This is a genomic window from Arthrobacter sp. P1_H7 (assembly GCF_056405215.1).
In genome coordinates this window covers 44357-60861 of record NZ_JBFUCO010000019.1, presented here as the reverse complement: position 1 = coordinate 60861, position 16505 = coordinate 44357, and the positions used below count along the sequence as shown (strand labels likewise).

15 protein-coding genes are annotated in these 16505 nt (G+C 64.5%); 11 read left to right on the top strand and 4 right to left on the bottom strand.

Going from position 1 to position 16505, the window contains the following annotated elements:
- Positions 1 to 146, top strand: a 146-nt coding sequence (locus AC1DXI_RS18180; protein WP_474661189.1) for an L-serine ammonia-lyase, iron-sulfur-dependent, subunit alpha, incomplete at its 5' end; no start/stop codon positions are given.
- Here the strand turns inward: AC1DXI_RS18180 and AC1DXI_RS18175 are convergent.
- Positions 127 to 1671, bottom strand: coding sequence for a PucR family transcriptional regulator (locus AC1DXI_RS18175; RefSeq protein ID WP_476939771.1), 1545 nt, complete (start codon positions 1669 to 1671; stop codon positions 127 to 129). The genes AC1DXI_RS18180 and AC1DXI_RS18175 overlap by 20 nt on opposite strands.
- 195 nt (positions 1672 to 1866) lie before the next feature.
- Between AC1DXI_RS18175 and speB the strand changes: the two genes are divergently transcribed.
- The 7 genes from speB (at position 1867) to AC1DXI_RS18140 (ending at position 10073) form a co-directional block, all read left to right on the top strand.
- A complete protein-coding gene (speB, locus tag AC1DXI_RS18170) occupies positions 1867 to 2871 on the top strand; it encodes an agmatinase (protein WP_476939770.1) in 1005 nt (334 codons plus the stop codon).
- Positions 2872 to 3051: 180 nt separating this feature from the next.
- The gene (locus tag AC1DXI_RS18165) at positions 3052 to 4524 is read left to right on the top strand and encodes a purine-cytosine permease family protein (RefSeq protein WP_476939769.1); all 1473 of its coding nucleotides are present in this window, start codon (positions 3052 to 3054) and stop codon (positions 4522 to 4524) included.
- A gap of 89 nt (positions 4525 to 4613) precedes the next feature.
- Positions 4614 to 6128: an aminobutyraldehyde dehydrogenase gene (locus AC1DXI_RS18160; protein WP_476939768.1), complete on the top strand. Its 1515-nt coding sequence runs from the start codon at positions 4614 to 4616 to the stop codon at positions 6126 to 6128.
- 28 nt (positions 6129 to 6156) lie between these two features.
- On the top strand, positions 6157 to 7452 hold the full coding sequence (locus tag AC1DXI_RS18155; protein WP_476939767.1) for a D-arabinono-1,4-lactone oxidase: 1296 nt from the start codon (positions 6157 to 6159) through the stop codon (positions 7450 to 7452).
- A 28-nt stretch (positions 7453 to 7480) separates the two neighbouring features.
- Positions 7481 to 8239: an SDR family NAD(P)-dependent oxidoreductase gene (locus AC1DXI_RS18150; RefSeq protein WP_476939766.1), complete on the top strand. Its 759-nt coding sequence runs from the start codon at positions 7481 to 7483 to the stop codon at positions 8237 to 8239.
- A gap of 36 nt (positions 8240 to 8275) precedes the next feature.
- The gene (locus tag AC1DXI_RS18145) at positions 8276 to 9199 is read left to right on the top strand and encodes an NAD-dependent epimerase/dehydratase family protein (RefSeq protein WP_476939765.1); all 924 of its coding nucleotides are present in this window, start codon (positions 8276 to 8278) and stop codon (positions 9197 to 9199) included.
- Between the two features lie 46 nt (positions 9200 to 9245).
- Positions 9246 to 10073, top strand: coding sequence for a polysaccharide deacetylase family protein (locus tag AC1DXI_RS18140; RefSeq protein WP_476939764.1), 828 nt, complete (start codon positions 9246 to 9248; stop codon positions 10071 to 10073).
- A gap of 668 nt (positions 10074 to 10741) precedes the next feature.
- Here the strand turns inward: AC1DXI_RS18140 and AC1DXI_RS18135 are convergent.
- Genes AC1DXI_RS18135 through AC1DXI_RS18125 form a run of 3 tightly spaced genes read right to left on the bottom strand, consistent with a single transcriptional unit; the run spans position 10742 to position 14420 of the window.
- The gene (locus AC1DXI_RS18135) at positions 10742 to 12313 is read right to left on the bottom strand and encodes an APC family permease (protein ID WP_476939763.1); all 1572 of its coding nucleotides are present in this window, start codon (positions 12311 to 12313) and stop codon (positions 10742 to 10744) included.
- Positions 12310 to 13353 carry an agmatine deiminase family protein gene (locus tag AC1DXI_RS18130; protein ID WP_476939762.1) on the bottom strand — a complete coding sequence of 348 codons (1044 nt, stop codon included), beginning with the start codon at positions 13351 to 13353 and terminating at the stop codon, positions 12310 to 12312. Before AC1DXI_RS18130 ends, AC1DXI_RS18135 begins: the two co-directional genes overlap by 4 nt.
- Positions 13350 to 14420, bottom strand: coding sequence for a nitrilase-related carbon-nitrogen hydrolase (locus AC1DXI_RS18125; protein ID WP_476939761.1), 1071 nt, complete (start codon positions 14418 to 14420; stop codon positions 13350 to 13352). The genes AC1DXI_RS18130 and AC1DXI_RS18125 overlap by 4 nt, the downstream gene beginning before the upstream one ends.
- A gap of 233 nt (positions 14421 to 14653) precedes the next feature.
- Here AC1DXI_RS18125 and AC1DXI_RS18120 point away from each other — a divergent pair, with 233 nt between their 5' ends.
- From AC1DXI_RS18120 to AC1DXI_RS18110, 3 genes are all read left to right on the top strand, one after another.
- Positions 14654 to 15148 carry a GyrI-like domain-containing protein gene (locus AC1DXI_RS18120; RefSeq protein WP_476939760.1) on the top strand — a complete coding sequence of 165 codons (495 nt, stop codon included), beginning with the start codon at positions 14654 to 14656 and terminating at the stop codon, positions 15146 to 15148.
- Between the two features lie 192 nt (positions 15149 to 15340).
- Positions 15341 to 15643: a DUF4193 domain-containing protein gene (locus AC1DXI_RS18115; protein ID WP_018775830.1), complete on the top strand. Its 303-nt coding sequence runs from the start codon at positions 15341 to 15343 to the stop codon at positions 15641 to 15643.
- A gap of 307 nt (positions 15644 to 15950) precedes the next feature.
- Complete coding sequence (locus tag AC1DXI_RS18110) at positions 15951 to 16496, top strand: AMIN-like domain-containing (lipo)protein (protein ID WP_476939773.1); 546 nt, start codon at positions 15951 to 15953, stop codon at positions 16494 to 16496.
- Positions 16497 to 16505 lie beyond the last annotated feature (9 nt).

The following is a 16505-nucleotide window of genomic DNA, read 5'->3' as shown; positions in this document are numbered from 1 at the left end:
CCAAGATGGCGCTGTGGGGCGACGGCACGCACCGGGTCTCCCTGGACGAGGTCATCGTGACCATGCGCGAAACCGGCAAGGACATGAGCTCCAAGTACAAGGAAACCGCAATGGGCGGCCTCGCCGTCAACGTCGTGGAGTGCTGACCTCAGCCGACGGCAGGCGCCGCGGATTGTCGTGGAGGTCCATGGCTTCATGGATCTGCAGGGCAAACCACAGTTGCGCCAGCGTGGAGGTTTCGGTCATATCAAGGCCCGTCAGCTCACTGATCTTTCGGATGCGATAAATGATGGTCTGCCGATGCGCGAACAGGGCGGCCGCCGTTTTCTGCCAGGACCGTTGCATGTCGAGGAACGTCTTCAGCGTGACGATCAGGTCCCCGTTTTCCCGCTGTTCGTACTCGAAAATGGGTCCGAGGAGCCGCTGGACCAGGGCGTTGCCTTCCTCAAAACTGGTGAGCCCGAGCCACGAAGGCCCCTCGGCATAGCGGACCAACCGTTCGCCGGTGCTTGATGCGGTCCCAAGTGCCCACATCGATTCCTGAAGAGCTCTCTGCACACCAGCGGCCGCGGAAGGCCGGCTGATCCCGATCCTGACGTCCAAGGGGACCGTGTGTCTCAGCAGATCATCGGTGCAGTCTGTTGCGACAGCCAAATGGATTGTGTCGAATCTGCGCTGGCACGCCGTCGGATAGCCGTGTCGCCAAAGATCAACGTGGATCCCTGCCAGGCGCTCACCGTCGTCGCTGGACATAGAGATGATGAGGAATTCCCGTGACGGGATTCCGAACTCAGGCAGGCGGCTTTCAATGTCGGCTACGCCCAGGCGCCCGTCAAAGGCCTGCAAAAGGAACTCCGCACCCAGCCGGCGCTGGTTCTCGAGGGACAGCACCGTCCGCGACAGCTCGAGTCCCAGGACTGTGGCCGCATGGAGCAGCACTACCGCGTCCGGAAGCGGTTCGGATTTCGGCAGCACCACCAGAAGCGCATTGGCGTGAGTCGGAATATCCATCATCAGAAGGTGGCCTTCCCCCAAACGATGCCACTGGAACTTCTTGCTGGCCACCGGTGACTTGCTGGTCAGCGGTTCAAGCTGCTGCTTGAGGCCCGGCGGCAGCGGCTGGCCTCCGGGATGCCAGGCATGCAGGCACCGTCGATCTATGACGAAGAGGCTGGCGTCGAGTTCAGCTTCGATACCCAGGATCAGTCCCAGCCAGTTGTCCTCAGATGGCCCCGCCAGCCGCAACAGGTCATAAATACGGGCCGTCTGGCGCAGCCTGCGGGACTCCTCAAGCAACGAAGACTCAGCGACCGAACGTGCGATGGCGATGAACGGAAGCGGGTAGGGGATGCTGATGACCGGCAAAGGCAACCGGTCACAGGCTTCGAGGAACTCGGGACAGAGTTCAGGGGCATGCATCTGCTCGCCGATCGCCAGGGCACTCGCACCTGCATTGACCAGTGCCTCGGCCAGCTCAACCTGCCCCTCGGGATCGGCCGGAATGGAGAGCCCGTTGGTCATCATGAGCTCGCCGCCGGTGACCCATTCCCACAGGCGCGGGAGGTCGGAGGTGTGGGCCCAGGTGACCCGGTTGCCCAGGCCGGCGGAGCCCGCCAGAAGGCTCAGTCCCAGCTGGGGTTCGGCCAGCAGTTCGGCCACGGTGATCGCCATGCGCGGTTCCTGTTCATGAGTCCGGAGGCCGTCCCCAAGCCCGCTTATACATATGTATAAGCCTCTCGGCTGTTTGTAGTCAATCGGCGGATGTACCGCGTGACGCCGATCACTAATAGTTAAGGCATAGACCTCAACCGGCGCAGGAAGAAACTGCCAGGCCGACTGAAACCACAGCAACCGGAGGACCCAGTCATGACCACGCACAAGCCCATCGGCCCCGTCGACGCAACAAAAGTTCCCCGCTACGCGGGCCTGGGCACCTTTGCCCGGCTTCCTCAGATTGACCGCGTCCCGGACTACGACATTGCGATCGTTGGTGTCCCGTTCGACGGCGGTACCTCCTACCGCCCCGGCGCCCGCTTCGGTCCGGCTGCTGTCCGTGAAGCGTCGCGGCTCCTGCGCCCCGGCTACCACCCGGAGCTCGACGTCGAGCCCGTATACGAAGCCCAGGTTGTGGACGCCGGCGACATCGCCTGCACCCCGTACGACATCGCCCGCGCAGTCCGCGAGATCGAGGAGCAGGCCCTCCCACTCCTTGGCGACGCCGGCTCCGGCAAGAAGCTCATCTCCATCGGCGGCGACCACACCATCGCCCTCCCGATGCTGCGGGCCTTGACCAAGGTCCACGGCCCCGTGGCCCTGCTCCACTTCGACGCACACCTGGACACCTGGGACACCTATTTCGACCAGCCGGTCACGCACGGAACCATCTTCCGCCGGGCCTTCGAGGAAGGCCTCCTGGTCGAGGACAAGTCGATGCACGTCGGCATCCGCGGCCCGGTTTATGACCGCAACGATTTCCTTCGCGACCACGAGTTTGGCTTCCAGATCATCCGCTGCTCGGATCTGGACGTCATCGGGGTTCCGGCCGCGATCCAGCGCGTCAAGGAGCGGCTGGGCGACACCCCGGTCTATGTCTCGATCGACATCGACGTCCTGGATCCGGCCTACGCCCCGGGCACCGGCACTCCGGAAATGGGCGGGCTCCACTCCCGCGAACTGCTGGCGCTGCTCCGCGGACTAAACGGCATCAACATCGTGGGCGCCGACGTCGTCGAGGTCGCTCCGGCCTACGACCACGCAGACATCACCACAGTCGCCGCAGCAACCCTGGTCTTCGACCTCCTGGCCCTGATGGTGAACCGCAGCAAGGCCACCGCCAACGTCACCGAGGAGCTGCAAGCGGCCACCGTCTGATCCACAACTGCTGGTCTCTCGCACCTGATTTGTACATATGTATGAACAGGTCTACGGCAACTATTCAATCGCCGGATTACTACTGTGGCAAAAGTCACGAATGATTGATACATCAGATCCCGTGCTCGACGAAGCGCCGGGACAGAAAAAAGAGGTTCCCATGAACTCCCGGAACGCATCATGAACGCTCGACCCACCCACGCTGTCACGGCCGAAGTACCCCGGCTCGAGGACAAGACCATTCAACCCATCCCGGCCCACGAACGCCACGGCAAGGCCCGGGACCTTTTCACCATCTGGTTCGGTTCCAACATCATGATCATGACCATCGTGACCGGGGGACTCGCGACCACTGTGTTCGGGCTCAACTTTGTGCCCGCAATCGTCGGAATCATCATTGGGAACGTCGTCGGTGGCATCTTCATGGCACTGCATTCGGCCCAGGGCCCGCAACTGGGCGTGGCGCAGATGATTCAGACCCGCGGCCAGTTCGGTTCGTACGGGGCGCTGCTGATCGTTGTCATCGTGGTGATCATGTACGTCGGGTTTTTCGCCGCGAACCTCGTCTTTGGCGGCCAAGCACTGGCCGCAGTCAGCCCGGGCATCAGTGTTGACGCAGGCATCCTTATCATTGGCGTCTTGAGCGTCGTTGCCACCATCTTCGGCTACCGGCTCATCCACGCCTATGCACGCTTTTTGAGCATCGTGGCCGGTCTGGCGCTCGTGCTGGCCTTCGTCTGGATCTTGGCCGTCCACGGATTGCCGGCCAGCTTCCTGGACCAGGGAAACTTCAACTGGGTGGGCTTCATGGCCACCATCTCCGTCTCCGCCCTCTGGCAGCTCGCCTACGCTCCCTACGTCTCGGACTACTCCCGCTACATGCCCCAGGGCACCGGCTCGGCCCCGGCGTTCTGGGCATCCTACTCGGGCTGCGTCTTGGGAACACTCTTCCCGATGGTGTTGGGTGCTCTGGTGGGAACGCTTGCCCTGACACTAATCAACGATGGCAGCACCGTCGAAATAGTCGGGAGCCTGGGAGCCATGCTAGGGCCATGGACCATGGTGATCATCGGAATCTTCTGCCTCGGCGTTGCGGCGTCGAACGCCATGAACCTCTACTGCGGGGTCCTGTGCACGCTCACCATTGGGCAGACGTTCAGGCCGACCTGGTTGCCCCACGCCAAGACCCGGACCATTGCGGCGATCATCATCTTCACCCTCGCCCTCCTGATCGCGCTGTTCGCCCGCGACAATTTCATCTTCTTCTACACGAACTTTCTCTCCTTCCTGATGTACGTCCTGGTTCCCTGGACGGCCATCAACCTTGTCGACTACTACCTCCTGCGGCACGGCGACTACAGGGTTGAAGACTTCTTCAAGCGCGACGGCGGGATGTACGGAAGGTTCAACTGGGTTGCCATCGGAGCCTATGTGGCCGGCGCATTGATCCAGGTTCCGTTCTCGGCGACAGCGATGTTCACAGGCCCTATTGCCGCAGCGATGAACGGCGTGGACATCTCCTGGATTGTTGGCCTGGTGGTTGTTGCACCCCTGTACTACTTCGCGGCACGCGTGTTCCGGAAGACGCCGGAAGCCGCTCCCTTTCAGTCGCCCGCATTCGCAACTGACCTGATTGAGGCGGAGCGGGCGTAACGCCCGCCCCGCGCATCCCGGGCACGTACCGCCCACCCCCACACCAAACTCCCGGCGCCGCGATCGGCGCAGAAACAAAGGCGAATATCATGACACTCACTGACCTCGAGCGGTTCACAGTCCGACGCTCTGCAACGGAGCAAAGCAGCACCAGTTTCTTGCCACCCGTTTTGCCTCCGACGGGGCACTTCATCGGTGGATCGTTTGTCCCCGGTTCCGCGACCCGGCTGATCGACGTCGTGGACCCCACCACGGAACAGGTCATCGCGTCGGTTCAGGCCGGCACGGCCGCGGATGTGGACGCTGCGGTTGAAGCAGCCGTGGCGGCCCAGAAGTCCTGGGGCACCACGACACCGAAGGAACGCTCCGAGGTGCTCTCCCTGATCGCCAACATCATTGAAGCCAACCGTGAAGCCTTCGAAATCATCGAGTCCGCCAACACCGGCAAACCGCGAACCGTCGCGGAGGACGATGTCTCCAGCACCATCGACACCTTCCGGTTCATGGCCGGAGCTTCCCGCACACTGACCTCCATGGCAGGCGGCGACTACGCCACCGGACACACCTCGGTCATCCTCAGGGAACCCGTCGGCGTCGTCGGCGTCATCACCCCTTGGAACTACCCGCTGCTGATGGCTGCCTGGAAGATCGCGCCCATCCTCGCCGCCGGAAACAGCATCGTCCTCAAGCCCTCGGAACAGACGCCGCTCTCGACGCTGAAGCTGGCAGAGCTTGTCGCCGGACGCATCCCCGATGGCATCCTCAACGTCGTGACAGGAAAAGGCCGAACCGTCGGGCAGCGACTCTCCGAACACCCTGATGTGGCGCTCATTGCGTTGACGGGGAGCGTCGTCAGCGGACAGGCAGTGGCGGAGACCGCGGCCAGGTCTGTCAAGCGCGTCCATCTGGAACTCGGCGGCAAGGCCCCGGTTGTCGTCTTCCCCGACGCCGACCTCCGCGCGGCCGCCGCCGGCGTGCGAAACGCCGGCTTCTGGAATGCCGGCCAGGACTGCGGCGCCGCCTGCCGGGTGCTCGTGCACGAGTCCGTGGCCGAGGAGTTCACCGAACACCTGGTACGCGAAGTCAGCACGCTCGTCGTCGGCGCTCCGGGCGCAGGGGAGGACGTGGAAATCGGTCCCATGATTTCGCGCCCGCACTTCGAACGCGTGAAGGAAGCCCTTGCCGAGGCAAAGGCTGCGGGCCTGCAGGTGGCCATCGGCGGCTCGGCCTTGGAAGGCCCCGGTTACTTCATTGAACCCACCGTAATCAGCAACGTCCCGGCCGGGGCGCATGTTGCTACCCACGAAATCTTTGGCCCCGTGGTCACCGTGGAGTCCTTCCGCTCCACTGAAGAGGCCATCACCCGGGCAAACGAGAGTCCCTACGGCCTTTCCGCCTCGGTATGGACGCGGGATTCGAGCCTCTCGCTCAGGGTTCCGAAGCAACTCGATTTCGGCACCGTCTGGGTCAATTCGCACCTGGTGTTGGCCTGCGAGGTTCCCTGGGGCGGATTCAAGGGATCCGGCTACGGCCGCGACCTCTCGCTGTACGCCTTGGACGATTACTCCCGCACCAAGCACGTCATGATCAACCACGGCGCATGAGCCTTAAGACCAGCATCGGAGCTCAGCAATGACCACCACGAATCATCCCCACGCCGCGTCGTCCGTCCGTGCCGCAACGCCGTCCGCTCCCTTCGGAACCGACGTAACGTGGACCAATTGGGGCGGAAACCAGAGCGCCACGCCGGCCTTCACCGTCCGGCCGCGCAATGAACAGGAGGCGCTCGACGCCGTCCGGTTCGCCATCCGGGAAGGCCTGCCAGTACGCGCGGTCGGCTCAGGGCATTCGTCCTCTCCGCTTGTTCAGACGGGCGGCGTCCTGATGGACATGTCCGCACTCTCGGCAATCACCGGAACCGATCTCGTGCGGCGCCGCGCACGGGCCCTGGCCGGCACCACCATCAACGCCTTTGGCGATCCGCTGTGGGAGCAGGGGCTGGCACTGGGCAACCAGGGCGACATCGACAAGCAGCAGATCGCCGGGGCACTGGCGACCAGCACCCACGGCTCCGGAAAGAACCTGGGCAGCTTCTCATCAGCCCTGCGCTGGGTCCGGCTGATCAACGGCTACGGCGAAATCGTCGAAATCGGTGAGGGGCAACTCCGCGAACTCAGGGCAGCCCAGGTCGCCCTCGGGACCCTCGGAATTTTCCTGGAGGTCGAACTGGCGGTCGAGGACCGCTATTACCTGCAGGAGCAGATCACGTATCCCACCTGGGCAGAGACCGCGGCAACCTGGCAGGCCGATATCGACGGGAACAGGCACTACTCGTTCCTCTGGTGCCCGGACAACGATTCCTGTGAGCTCCTGGACCTGCCCGGATCGCCGGGCCAGAGCATGGCAAACCGCAGCTACACCAAGCGGTACAACATCGCCGACGTCCAGGACGAACGGGAAATTTCCGGCACGGAGGGTGCCCGGCTGGACCGGTCGTACCGCATCTACCCGGGCGGATTCACCACACCGTTCCACGAACTCGAGTACTTCGTTCCCAGCGAACACGGCCTGGCGGCCGTCGAGGCTGTCCAGGACCTGATCCGCACCAAGCACTCCGATCAGAAGTACCCCGTTGAGGTCCGCTGGGTGAAAGCCGACGAGGGCTACATGTCACAGTTCCAGGGACGCGACACCACCGTCATCACGCTGACCACCGAACCTGGGACCGACTACTGGCCCTTTTTCCGGGACGCCGATGCGGTGCTGCAGGAATTCGAGCCACGTGCACACTGGGGCAAGATCCACTTCATGACCAGAAGCCGCCTGGAGCGTCTCTACCCGGAGCTCGACACCTTCATCCAGATCCGCCGGGAGTTCGACCCCCGCGGGATGTTCCTCAACGACCACACGCGGGCCCTCGTGGGCTAACCAGCAATTCGACGCGGGAAGAGACGACATGAGCCATTTTCAGGACAAGGCCTACCTTGTCACCGGAGCCAGCTCCGGCATCGGTCTGGCGACCACTCGAGCCCTTCTGGCGCACGGTGCCAAGGTTGCGGCAGTAGGGCTGCCTGACCGGTTGCTTGATGATGCAAAACGCCAGCTGACGGGCGCTGTGATCTTCATCGAAGCCAACGTGGCTGAGTCCGTGCAGGTCGATAGCGCCTTCGCCCAGGCCGAAGCTGAACTCGGACCACTGAGCGGTGCCTTCAACGCTGCAGGGATCTCCAGCGTGGCGCCGATCGCCGAAACGTCCGACGAGCTGTGGCAAAGGCTGATCCAGGTGAACTTGACCGGCACTTTCCACTTCGCCAGGGCAGCGGCGCGAACGCTCACATCCAACGGCGGCGGATCGCTGGTCTGCACTGCCAGCGAGCTGTCACTGGTCGGCCAGACGGGCTACTCCGCGTACACCGCCACCAAGGGCGGCGTGCTTTCGATGATGCGGTCTTTGGCCGCCGAACTAGCTCCCGCCGGCGTCCGGGTCAACGCACTCTCGCCGGGCACGACGGATACGCCTATGCTCGCGGCCGAGTTCGCGAACGAAGAAGAGAGAGCCCGAGACGAAGCTTCAGTACCGCTTGGCCGATTCGCCCTGCCGGAGGAGATTGCAGCCGCGGCGCTGTGGCTACTGGGTCCTGAGTCCTCGTATGTCACGGGAACAAACCTGGTCGTCGACGGTGGTCGAACGACAACCTTCCCGCTTGGGCATTGACCCCCATCCAACACACGTGCTGAAAGGCAAAATCACATGAGCTCTGTCCTGGTCACAGGTGGTGCCGGATTCACCGGCCGCCACATAGTCAACGAACTCTCCGACGCCGGTCATCAAACCGTCAGCTACAACCGGGACTTCCTCGAGGCGCCGCGCCCAGATGTCATGTCCGTTCAGGGCGAGCTCTTCGATATCCCTCGTCTCCTCGAGGTTCTCAAGGAGCACGACGTGGACACCATCGTCCATACCGCCGCAATATCCCACCCGACGTATTCGCTGAGCTTTCCCTTGGCAACCTTCGCTGCCAACGTCGAGGGAACTGTGGCGGTTTTCGAGGCGGCACGGCTCCACGGCGTCAAACGGATCGTTTTCTTCTCTTCCGAGTGCGTATACGGAAAAACCTCAGCGCCTGTGGTTCTCGAATCGGAGCCCGTAAATCCCACAACGCCGTACGCCATAACGAAGGTTACCGGGGAATGGCTCGGCCAGGTCTACGGCGACAGGTATGGCATCGACGTTATCTCCCTGCGCATCGGCCAGGTTTACGGACCCGGAAACCGCATGGACGAAATCATGCGGGACATCATGCGCGGCGTGGTCCGTGACGGTTCATTCTCGCTCGACCACGGTGCCGATCACCGCTACAACCTGGTCTACGTCCGCGACGTCGCTCTTGCCGCGCTGGCAGCAGTCCAGGCACCGCAAACAGCCTCAGCCAGGCCCCTGGCTTACAACATCTCCGGCAGCGAATACTGGACACTGAGCGACGTCGTCAAAGAAGTCCGATTGGCGTTCCCGGACGCCACCGTGGAGATCGGTCCCGGGACGGATCCAACCTTGGACTTGCAGGGCCACTTCAGCATCGCTTCCGCGGCCACGGACCTGGGCTACGAATCGGCCTGGCCGCTGCAGCGGGCCCTCGGCGATTATGCAGACTGGCTCTCCGGCCATGACTTCTGACCTTGGAAAGGGAGGATGGAGGCAGGGGGCGGCATGCGTTGCCGCGTTGACGTTCGACGTCGACGCCGAGTCCCCCATTCTGGCTGCCGGCCGCCGCTATGCCGAGAATGCGATGGCGATGACTCACCAGGCGTTTGGACCCAAAGTGGGGGTTCCTCGGATCCTCCAAATGTTGAAAGAGGTCCAGCAGCCGGCGACATTCTTCATTCCAGGGGTAACCGCGGAACGATATCCCCGCATGGTTGAACAGGTCCTGGAATCGGGGCACGAGATCGCGCACCACTCCCACACTCACCGGACCGCGGTGAACATGAGTTTCGACGATGAACGCGCCGACTTCGACCTGGCGCTTGCCGCACTCGGGCGCTTCGGTATTTCTCCAAAGGGGCACCGCGCCGCGCTGTGGGAGCCCTCTTGGCAGACGCCGTCGCTAGTAGCTGAGTACGGGCTCAAATACGATTCCAGCCTGATGGATGCGGACGTGCCGTATCTTATTGAAACCTCCGCAGGAACGGTTGCGGAGCTTCCCCCGCATTGGAGCCTGGACGACTGGGAGCAGTATGCCTTCCTTCCTGAACCCAGGATCGGTGAAATCATCCAGTCGCCTCTGGTGGTCGCTGATATGTGGATTCACGAGATCGACGCAATGCGACGTCACGGAGCGCTATTCATGCTCACGTGCCACCCGTTTCTCACTGGACGGGCAGGACGGCTGGAAGCCCTGCGGACGGTTATCGAAACGGCGCTGGAACGCGGGGACGTCCGCTTCTCGACGTGCGAAGCGCTCGCGGACGCGGCCCTCGGCGACCCGGAAATGATTGCCGAGCCCCTCAACCCCGTTACAGCGTCCGCGGAGCTCTACCCCGACTACTGAACCCCCGGACTACTGAACCCCGGCCGCCCTGGCAGTTCGGCTGAAGGGAGCGTGGAAAGCCGGACCCTTCAGCCTGGGAGTCCTTGGCCCGGTAGTGAACGTGGCCGCGCTCTTGTGGCTGGGTTTCGAAATCGTCAATATCGCCTGGCCGCGGCAGCCAGAAGCCCCCTGGTACCAGAACTACGCAGTGATTGTGGTTTTCGTGCTCCTTGGTCTGGCAGGTTTCGCGGTGGAGAGGCGCCTGCGTCGACGCAATAGCGGCCACCTGGCGACGGCGACAGAGACGGAGCCAGAGCCAGAGCCAGAGCCGGAACTGTTGAAGGTCGGGCCGTGAGCGCCGCCAACAACATGTAGGCCAATAGTCCCAATCACAAATGAGGGGCCCGTGATCTCTTGACCACCGGGCCCCTCGTTGATTCTGCGGCACACGACGGTCAGGGACAGTCGGTCAGGACCGTTGGCCGTTCCCGCGATTCCGCAGCAGCGTCAGCACAAGGGACAGGGCAACCGCCGCCGCTCCGCCGACCACCAGCAACCACCCGAGGGAGACAAGGGCCGGGACGCCCGTCGGCGCCAAAGACATCGCCCACCACGCCCATGATGGCCCTGCCTCCCGGAGTCCGGGAGGCAGGGCCATACGCAGTGCGGTTTATCTCCTTGCTGCGAGGCTACTCCGGAACCACCAGCGCGGGAGTATCCTTCCGAATGGTCTCGCCCCGGAAGAAACCCGGATGCAGTTTCGCGGCGACCAGCATGATCACGACGCCGAGGGCGAGGATGCCGATCCCCAGGATGAACACCAGGCCCACCCCGAAGACCTCCGAGCCGCTGCCGAATTCCGGTGCCCAGCTGTCCACGGCGGTCTGGAAGAAGACCACGGTGAGGACCAGTCCGCCCAGCACCGGGAACAGCAGCCGCATGAAGAAGTTGCGGACGCTGGAGAACAGGCTGTGCCGGAAGTACCAGGTGCAGGCGAACGCCGTGAGGCCGTAGTAGAAGCAGATCATCAGGCCCAGGGCCATGATGGTGTCATTGAGGACGTTCTCGCTGACCACCTTCATCACGGCATAAAAGCCGCCGGAGATCACACCGGCAATCACCGTGGCGAAACCGGGGGATCCGAACCGCTTGCTGACGGATGCGAAGCGCGGCGGCAGCGCCCCGTAGTGGCCCATCGCCAGCAGGCTGCGGGCGGGGGAGGCCATGGTGGACTGCAGGGACGACGCGGTGCCGGAGAGCACGGCCAGGGACATCAGGATGGCCAGCGGGCCCATGACGGGGGAAGCCAGTGCTGCAAAGATGTTCGACTGGTTGTCCGGGTTGTTCAGGCCGATGCCGTCGGTTCCGGTGCCGGCAACCATCATGGTGGCCACGATCGCGACGAGGTACAGGGCCAGGACGGCGACCGCCGTCGTGGTTCCTGCCCGGCCGGCGGTGCCCTTGCCGCCCTTGGTTTCCTCGTTCACGGTGAGGCAGACGTCCCAGCCCCAGTAGACGAAGACGGCCAGCGACATGCCGGCGGCGAACTGCTCGAAGCTGCCGATCTTCATCGGGTTGAACCAGTCCCAGCTGAAGGCGATCGCGGTTCCCGAGTCGCCCGAGGCAGCGTGGGTGAGTGCCATGACGACGAAGATGCCAAGGACGAGGACCTGGAATCCGACCATGGTGTACTGCACCAGCTTGGTGGCATGCAGGCCGCGGTAGCTGACCCAGACGGCCAGTGCCACGAACACCAGGCACGTCACGATGTTTACGGCCGTGTTGGAGGTCAGGTCCGCGAGTTCGGGATTGTTGAACACCTGGGCCAGGAAGAGATAGAAGAAGTCCACCGCGACGCCGGCCAGGTTGGACAGGACGATGATGTTGGCGGCCAGCAGGCCCCAGCCGCCCATCCAGCCGACGAACGGGCCGAACGCCTTCGTGGCCCACGTGAAGGTGGTGCCGCTGTCCGGTGAATCGGCGTTGAGCTCACGGTAGGCGAACGCCACCAGGATCATCGGGATGAACGCGACAATGAAGATCGCCGGCAGCTGCAGGCCCACGGCCCCGACGGCGGGTCCCAGCGAACTGGTCAGGCTGTAGGCGGGTGCCACGGAGGAGATGCCGAGGACGACGACGGCGAGCAGGCCCAGCTGGCCGCCCTTGAGCCCCTTGCCCGTGATGCCGTGCTTGGAACCGGCCGGATCGACGACGTCGGGCGCGGTAGTGGTGCCGTCTTCGCGGCCGATAGTTTGACTCATGGCTGACCTGTCTTCTGGGGGACGGACGGTTGCTGTTGGGTGATGCAGTGGATGCCGCCGCCGCGGGCGAAGAGCTCGCGGGCGTCGATGCCGACTACCCTGCGGCCGGGGTAGGCGTCGCCAAGGATGCGCAAGGCCTTTTCGTCCATCGGGTCGCCGAAAGTGCAGGCGATAACGCCGCCGTTGACCACGAGATGGTTGATGTAGCTGTAGTCGACGAAACCCTCCTCGTCCGTCAGGGTTTCCGGGGCGGGGACCTCGATGATGTTCCAGTCGCGGCCGGCCGCGTCCCGGGTGGTGGTGAGGTGGCTGATGATGTCCCGGCTGACCTCGAAATCGGGGTGTGCCGGGTTCTGCTGGTAATGGACCAGCACGGTGCCCGGGGACGGGATGGCCGCGACGATGTCGACGTGGCCGCGGGTGCCGAACCGTTCCGAATCCCGGGTCAGCCCGCGGGGAAGCCAGACGACGTGGCTGACACCGAGGGTCCGGGCCAGCTCGGCCTCGACGTCGGCCTTGCCGAGCCCGGGGTTGCGGCCCGGGTCGAGCTGGACCGTCTCGGTGACGAGGACCGTGCCTTCGCCGTCGACGTGGATGCCGCCGCCCTCGTTTACCAGCGGTGAGACGAGGTGGCTGGCTCCCGAGCGGGCCGCGACGGCCGCCGCCACGAGCGAGTCCTTGTCCCAGGCGGCCCAGTCCTGGCCGCCCCAGCCGTTGAAGACCCAGTCGACGGCGCCGAGCCGGCCGCCGTCGTCGAGGACGAACGTGGGGCCGATGTCCCGCATCCAGGCGTCGTTCAGGGCGGCGGGGACCACCTCGATGTCCGGGTGGAGGTAGTCCGCCGCGGTCTGCACATCAGCCGGCGCCACCAGCATGGTGACCGGTTCGAATTCCACGACGGCGTTCGCGACGGCGGCCCAGACGGAGCGGGCGGCGTGGGCTTCTGCCGCTGTTTCGCCCAGGGTGTAGCCGCCGGTGGGGAACGCCATCCAGACACGGTCCTGGGGTGCCGTTTCGGACGGCATCCGCCAGGCGCTCATGCGTTGGCCTTGCTGGTGTCGGAGCCGAGCGGGGCGTCGGCGCGTACCGGTTCGGTCAGCCGCCCGTACGTGTCCGGGCGGCGGGTGGCCAGGAAGGGGAAAAGCGTGAGCCAGTCCCGGCGCTGGTCGAGATCGAGGTCCGCGACAATCACTGCGGATTCGTCCCGCGGTGCCTGGGCGAGGATCCGGCCGTAGGGGTCGGAGATGAAGGAGGAACCGTAGAAGTTCAGCGTGCCTTCGCTGCCCCAGCGGTTGGGGACCACCATGAACAGCCCGTTGGCGATGCCGTTGCCCACAATGACCTGCTGCCACAACGGCTGGGTGTCGAAGTCCGGGTGGTCCGGCTCGGAGCCGATGGCGGTGGGGTAGACCAGGAGCTCCGCCCCGCCGAGGGAGTAAATCCGCGCCAGCTCCGGGAACCACTCGTCCCAGCAGGTGGGCATGCCCAACCGTGCGCCGCCGAGTTCGGCGGGGGCATGGACCTCGTAGGCATCGTCGCCGTCCGGGCCCTGGCGGAAGAATTTGTCCTCGTAGTAGCCGGCCGTGACGGGAATGTGGAGCTTGTGGGTGCGGGCCAGGAGTTCGCCCCCGGGGGAGACCAGGATGGCGGTGTTCAGGCCCAGGCCGTCGTCAGTGCCGTCCGGATTCTCCGCCTTCTGGTAGAGCGAAGCGTGGACGCAGATTCCGTGTCTCCGGGCCGCGTCCGCCGCGAAGCGGAACGTGGGGCCGGTGAACAGGTCCTCGGCGATGTCCGAGGGCCGCGGGCGCGTGGTCCCGCCCCGGGCGGCGTCATTTTCGGGAAGCGTGTCCGCAGGGTAGCGGGACAGTGTGAGCTCGGGGAGGAAGACGACGGCGGCTCCCAGCCGGGCAGCCCGCCCGATGCCTTCGTCCAGTTCTGCGTGCAGGGCCGCGGCGTCAGGATGCCAGCGATGCTGGACGACGCCGACCCGCAGCGCCGGCCGGCTGGACTGCGTTGTGCTGGACGGCGCGGTGCTGGACTGCGCGGTAGGGGACGAGGCGGTGCGGGCCAGGGAGGGCGGGGTGTCGAGGGACGTGATTTCGATCATGGCTACTCCAGTGAGACGGGCGTCACATTAATGAACGTTGTTCATTTAGTTTGAGGGTGACGGCCGCGCGGGGCAAGACCTAATATGAATAAAGTTCATTTATTTATTCGCGGTGAAACCTGCGGCGCCCCGGGACCGGCGGCCGGACCGCTTCTGACCCACGGCGCCGACCTCCGCGGGGGCGCGGGCCGTAAGGCCCTAGACCGTGGATTGGACCCGGCAGAGTCTGGGGTATGACTCAAACGAACCCGGGGTCGGCTCCGGACATCAGGGCCGCCCAACTCAAGGAACAGCCCACTGCGGTGGTGCGTGAGACAGTCCCGATGGATGCGTTGCGGGAATTTTTCGGCCGTGCCTTCTCCGCCGTCATGGGTGCGGTGCAGGAGCAGCACGTCCAGTTGGCCGGACCGCCGTTCGCGCTGTACCGCGGCACGCCGACCGACGTCGTCGACGTCGAGGCGGGGTTTCCGCTCGCCGCACCTTTCACGAATCCCGGCGGCGCGGACACTGCGGTCATCGCCGGGATCCTCCCCGCAGGCCAGGGCTACGAGGCGATGCACATCGGCCCCTACGAATCACTGCAGCACACCTACGGCGCGATCATGGCGCGGATGCGGCAGGACGGCGCGAACCCGGGGGTGGCAATGTGGGAGTACTACCTCACCGATCCCGGCGTCGAACCCGACCCGGCGAAATGGCAGACCCTGGTGGTCTGGCCGGTCGCCTGAACTGCCGCACCTGAACTGCCCGTTAGAAGCTCGGAGGCTCTCCGCCGGGGCCGCTGCACCGGTTTTCCAGTGCCCGTCCGACTCATTGTGTCTGATAGGCCACACTATTGCTCAACTCCATGCATAATGTCCTAAACTGCTTCACTGAGGTGCCTGAAATGGCGCTGCGCAGCAACGAAAGTGAACCCCGATATGGCTACCGATTACGACGCCCCACGCAAGACAGAAGAAGAATCTCCCGCTGAGTCGCTGGAGGCCCTTCAGGCGTCCCGCGGCGGCGGCGCGCAGACCGCCGTGATCGACGTCGATGAGAATGACACCGCTGAAGGCATCGATCTTCCCGGTGCGGATCTGTCCGGCGAAGAGCTGACGGTCATTGTTGTTCCGGAGCAGTCCGATGAATTCACCTGCTCCTCCTGCTTCCTGGTCCGTCACAGGTCCCAGGTGGCTCTTGAGAAGAACGGCATGAAGTACTGCCGCGACTGCGAAGGCTAAAACCTTCCAAGCAACAGCCAGGCCGTAAGAAGCGCCGGACCCGCGAGGGTGCCGGCGCTTCGCCGTTCCCGGCCTGGCCTGGGGCTGGCGGTGTTATCTGTTCGTGAACGATATTCACGGGTTGTGTCCGTGCAATCCGTCCGTGACCAGCAGCGGGCCACGCTAACGGTTGGGCGCCGAAACCGTGGAGGACCTCGCCCGCAGGGTCGGGGCCGCCTACGCTGGAAGCGTCTGACCTGCGCTGACTGTTCCGCCAGCCCAAGGGCCCAGACAGCACCAAGAGGTGGCGGCGTTGAAAAAGACCCAGTTGCAGAAGTTCCGCGCGTTGCTCGCAACAGTGCTGATGGCCGCCGGTCTCGGGATTCTTGCGCCGGCGCCTGCCGCCGCGGACCCCTACTGCGGACAGGCCTGGGGATCGCTGGCCAAAGCGGATCGCGCCATGAGCCAGGCCAAGGTGGTGAACGTCCGGACCGGTCAGCACTACTGCTTTGACCGGCTGGTCATTGACCTCAACGGCCCCGTGGCCGGCTACAGCGTCCGCTACGTACCCGGGGTGGTGCAGGACGGGTCCGGCCTGCCGGTCCCACTGCGGGGCCAGGCCTTCATTCAGCTCACGGTCAACGCACCCGCATATGACGAGGCCGGCAATCCCACCTACAACCCGGCGAACAAGAGTGAACTGGCGAACGTGACCGGCTACCAGACCTTCCGGCAGGTGGCGTGGGCGGGCAGCTTCGAGGGCTATTCGACCATTGGCCTGGGGGTACGCGCCCGGCTCCCGTTCCGGGTCCTGACCCTGCCCGGGCCGGGTGCCGGGTCGCGGCTCGTGGTGGACGTGGCGCATTTCTGGTGAGGCTGCGCG

Excerpts from the sequence above, each read along its gene's own strand:
- AC1DXI_RS18150 (WP_476939766.1), top strand. The coding sequence starts at position 7,481 with ATGAGCCATTTTCAGGACAAGGCCTACCTTGTCACCGGAGCCAGCTCC.
- AC1DXI_RS18145 (WP_476939765.1), top strand. The coding sequence starts at position 8,276 with ATGAGCTCTGTCCTGGTCACAGGTGGTGCCGGATTCACCGGCCGCCAC.
- AC1DXI_RS18155 (WP_476939767.1), top strand. The coding sequence starts at position 6,157 with ATGACCACCACGAATCATCCCCACGCCGCGTCGTCCGTCCGTGCCGCA.
- AC1DXI_RS18120 (WP_476939760.1), top strand. The coding sequence starts at position 14,654 with ATGACTCAAACGAACCCGGGGTCGGCTCCGGACATCAGGGCCGCCCAA.
- AC1DXI_RS18130 (WP_476939762.1), bottom strand. The coding sequence starts at position 13,353 with ATGAGCGCCTGGCGGATGCCGTCCGAAACGGCACCCCAGGACCGTGTC.
- AC1DXI_RS18160 (WP_476939768.1), top strand. The coding sequence starts at position 4,614 with ATGACACTCACTGACCTCGAGCGGTTCACAGTCCGACGCTCTGCAACG.
- speB (WP_476939770.1), top strand. The coding sequence starts at position 1,867 with ATGACCACGCACAAGCCCATCGGCCCCGTCGACGCAACAAAAGTTCCC.
- AC1DXI_RS18175 (WP_476939771.1), bottom strand. The coding sequence starts at position 1,671 with ATGGCGATCACCGTGGCCGAACTGCTGGCCGAACCCCAGCTGGGACTG.
- AC1DXI_RS18165 (WP_476939769.1), top strand. The coding sequence starts at position 3,052 with ATGAACGCTCGACCCACCCACGCTGTCACGGCCGAAGTACCCCGGCTC.
- AC1DXI_RS18125 (WP_476939761.1), bottom strand. The coding sequence starts at position 14,420 with ATGATCGAAATCACGTCCCTCGACACCCCGCCCTCCCTGGCCCGCACC.
- AC1DXI_RS18115 (WP_018775830.1), top strand. The coding sequence starts at position 15,341 with ATGGCTACCGATTACGACGCCCCACGCAAGACAGAAGAAGAATCTCCC.
- AC1DXI_RS18135 (WP_476939763.1), bottom strand. The coding sequence starts at position 12,313 with ATGAGTCAAACTATCGGCCGCGAAGACGGCACCACTACCGCGCCCGAC.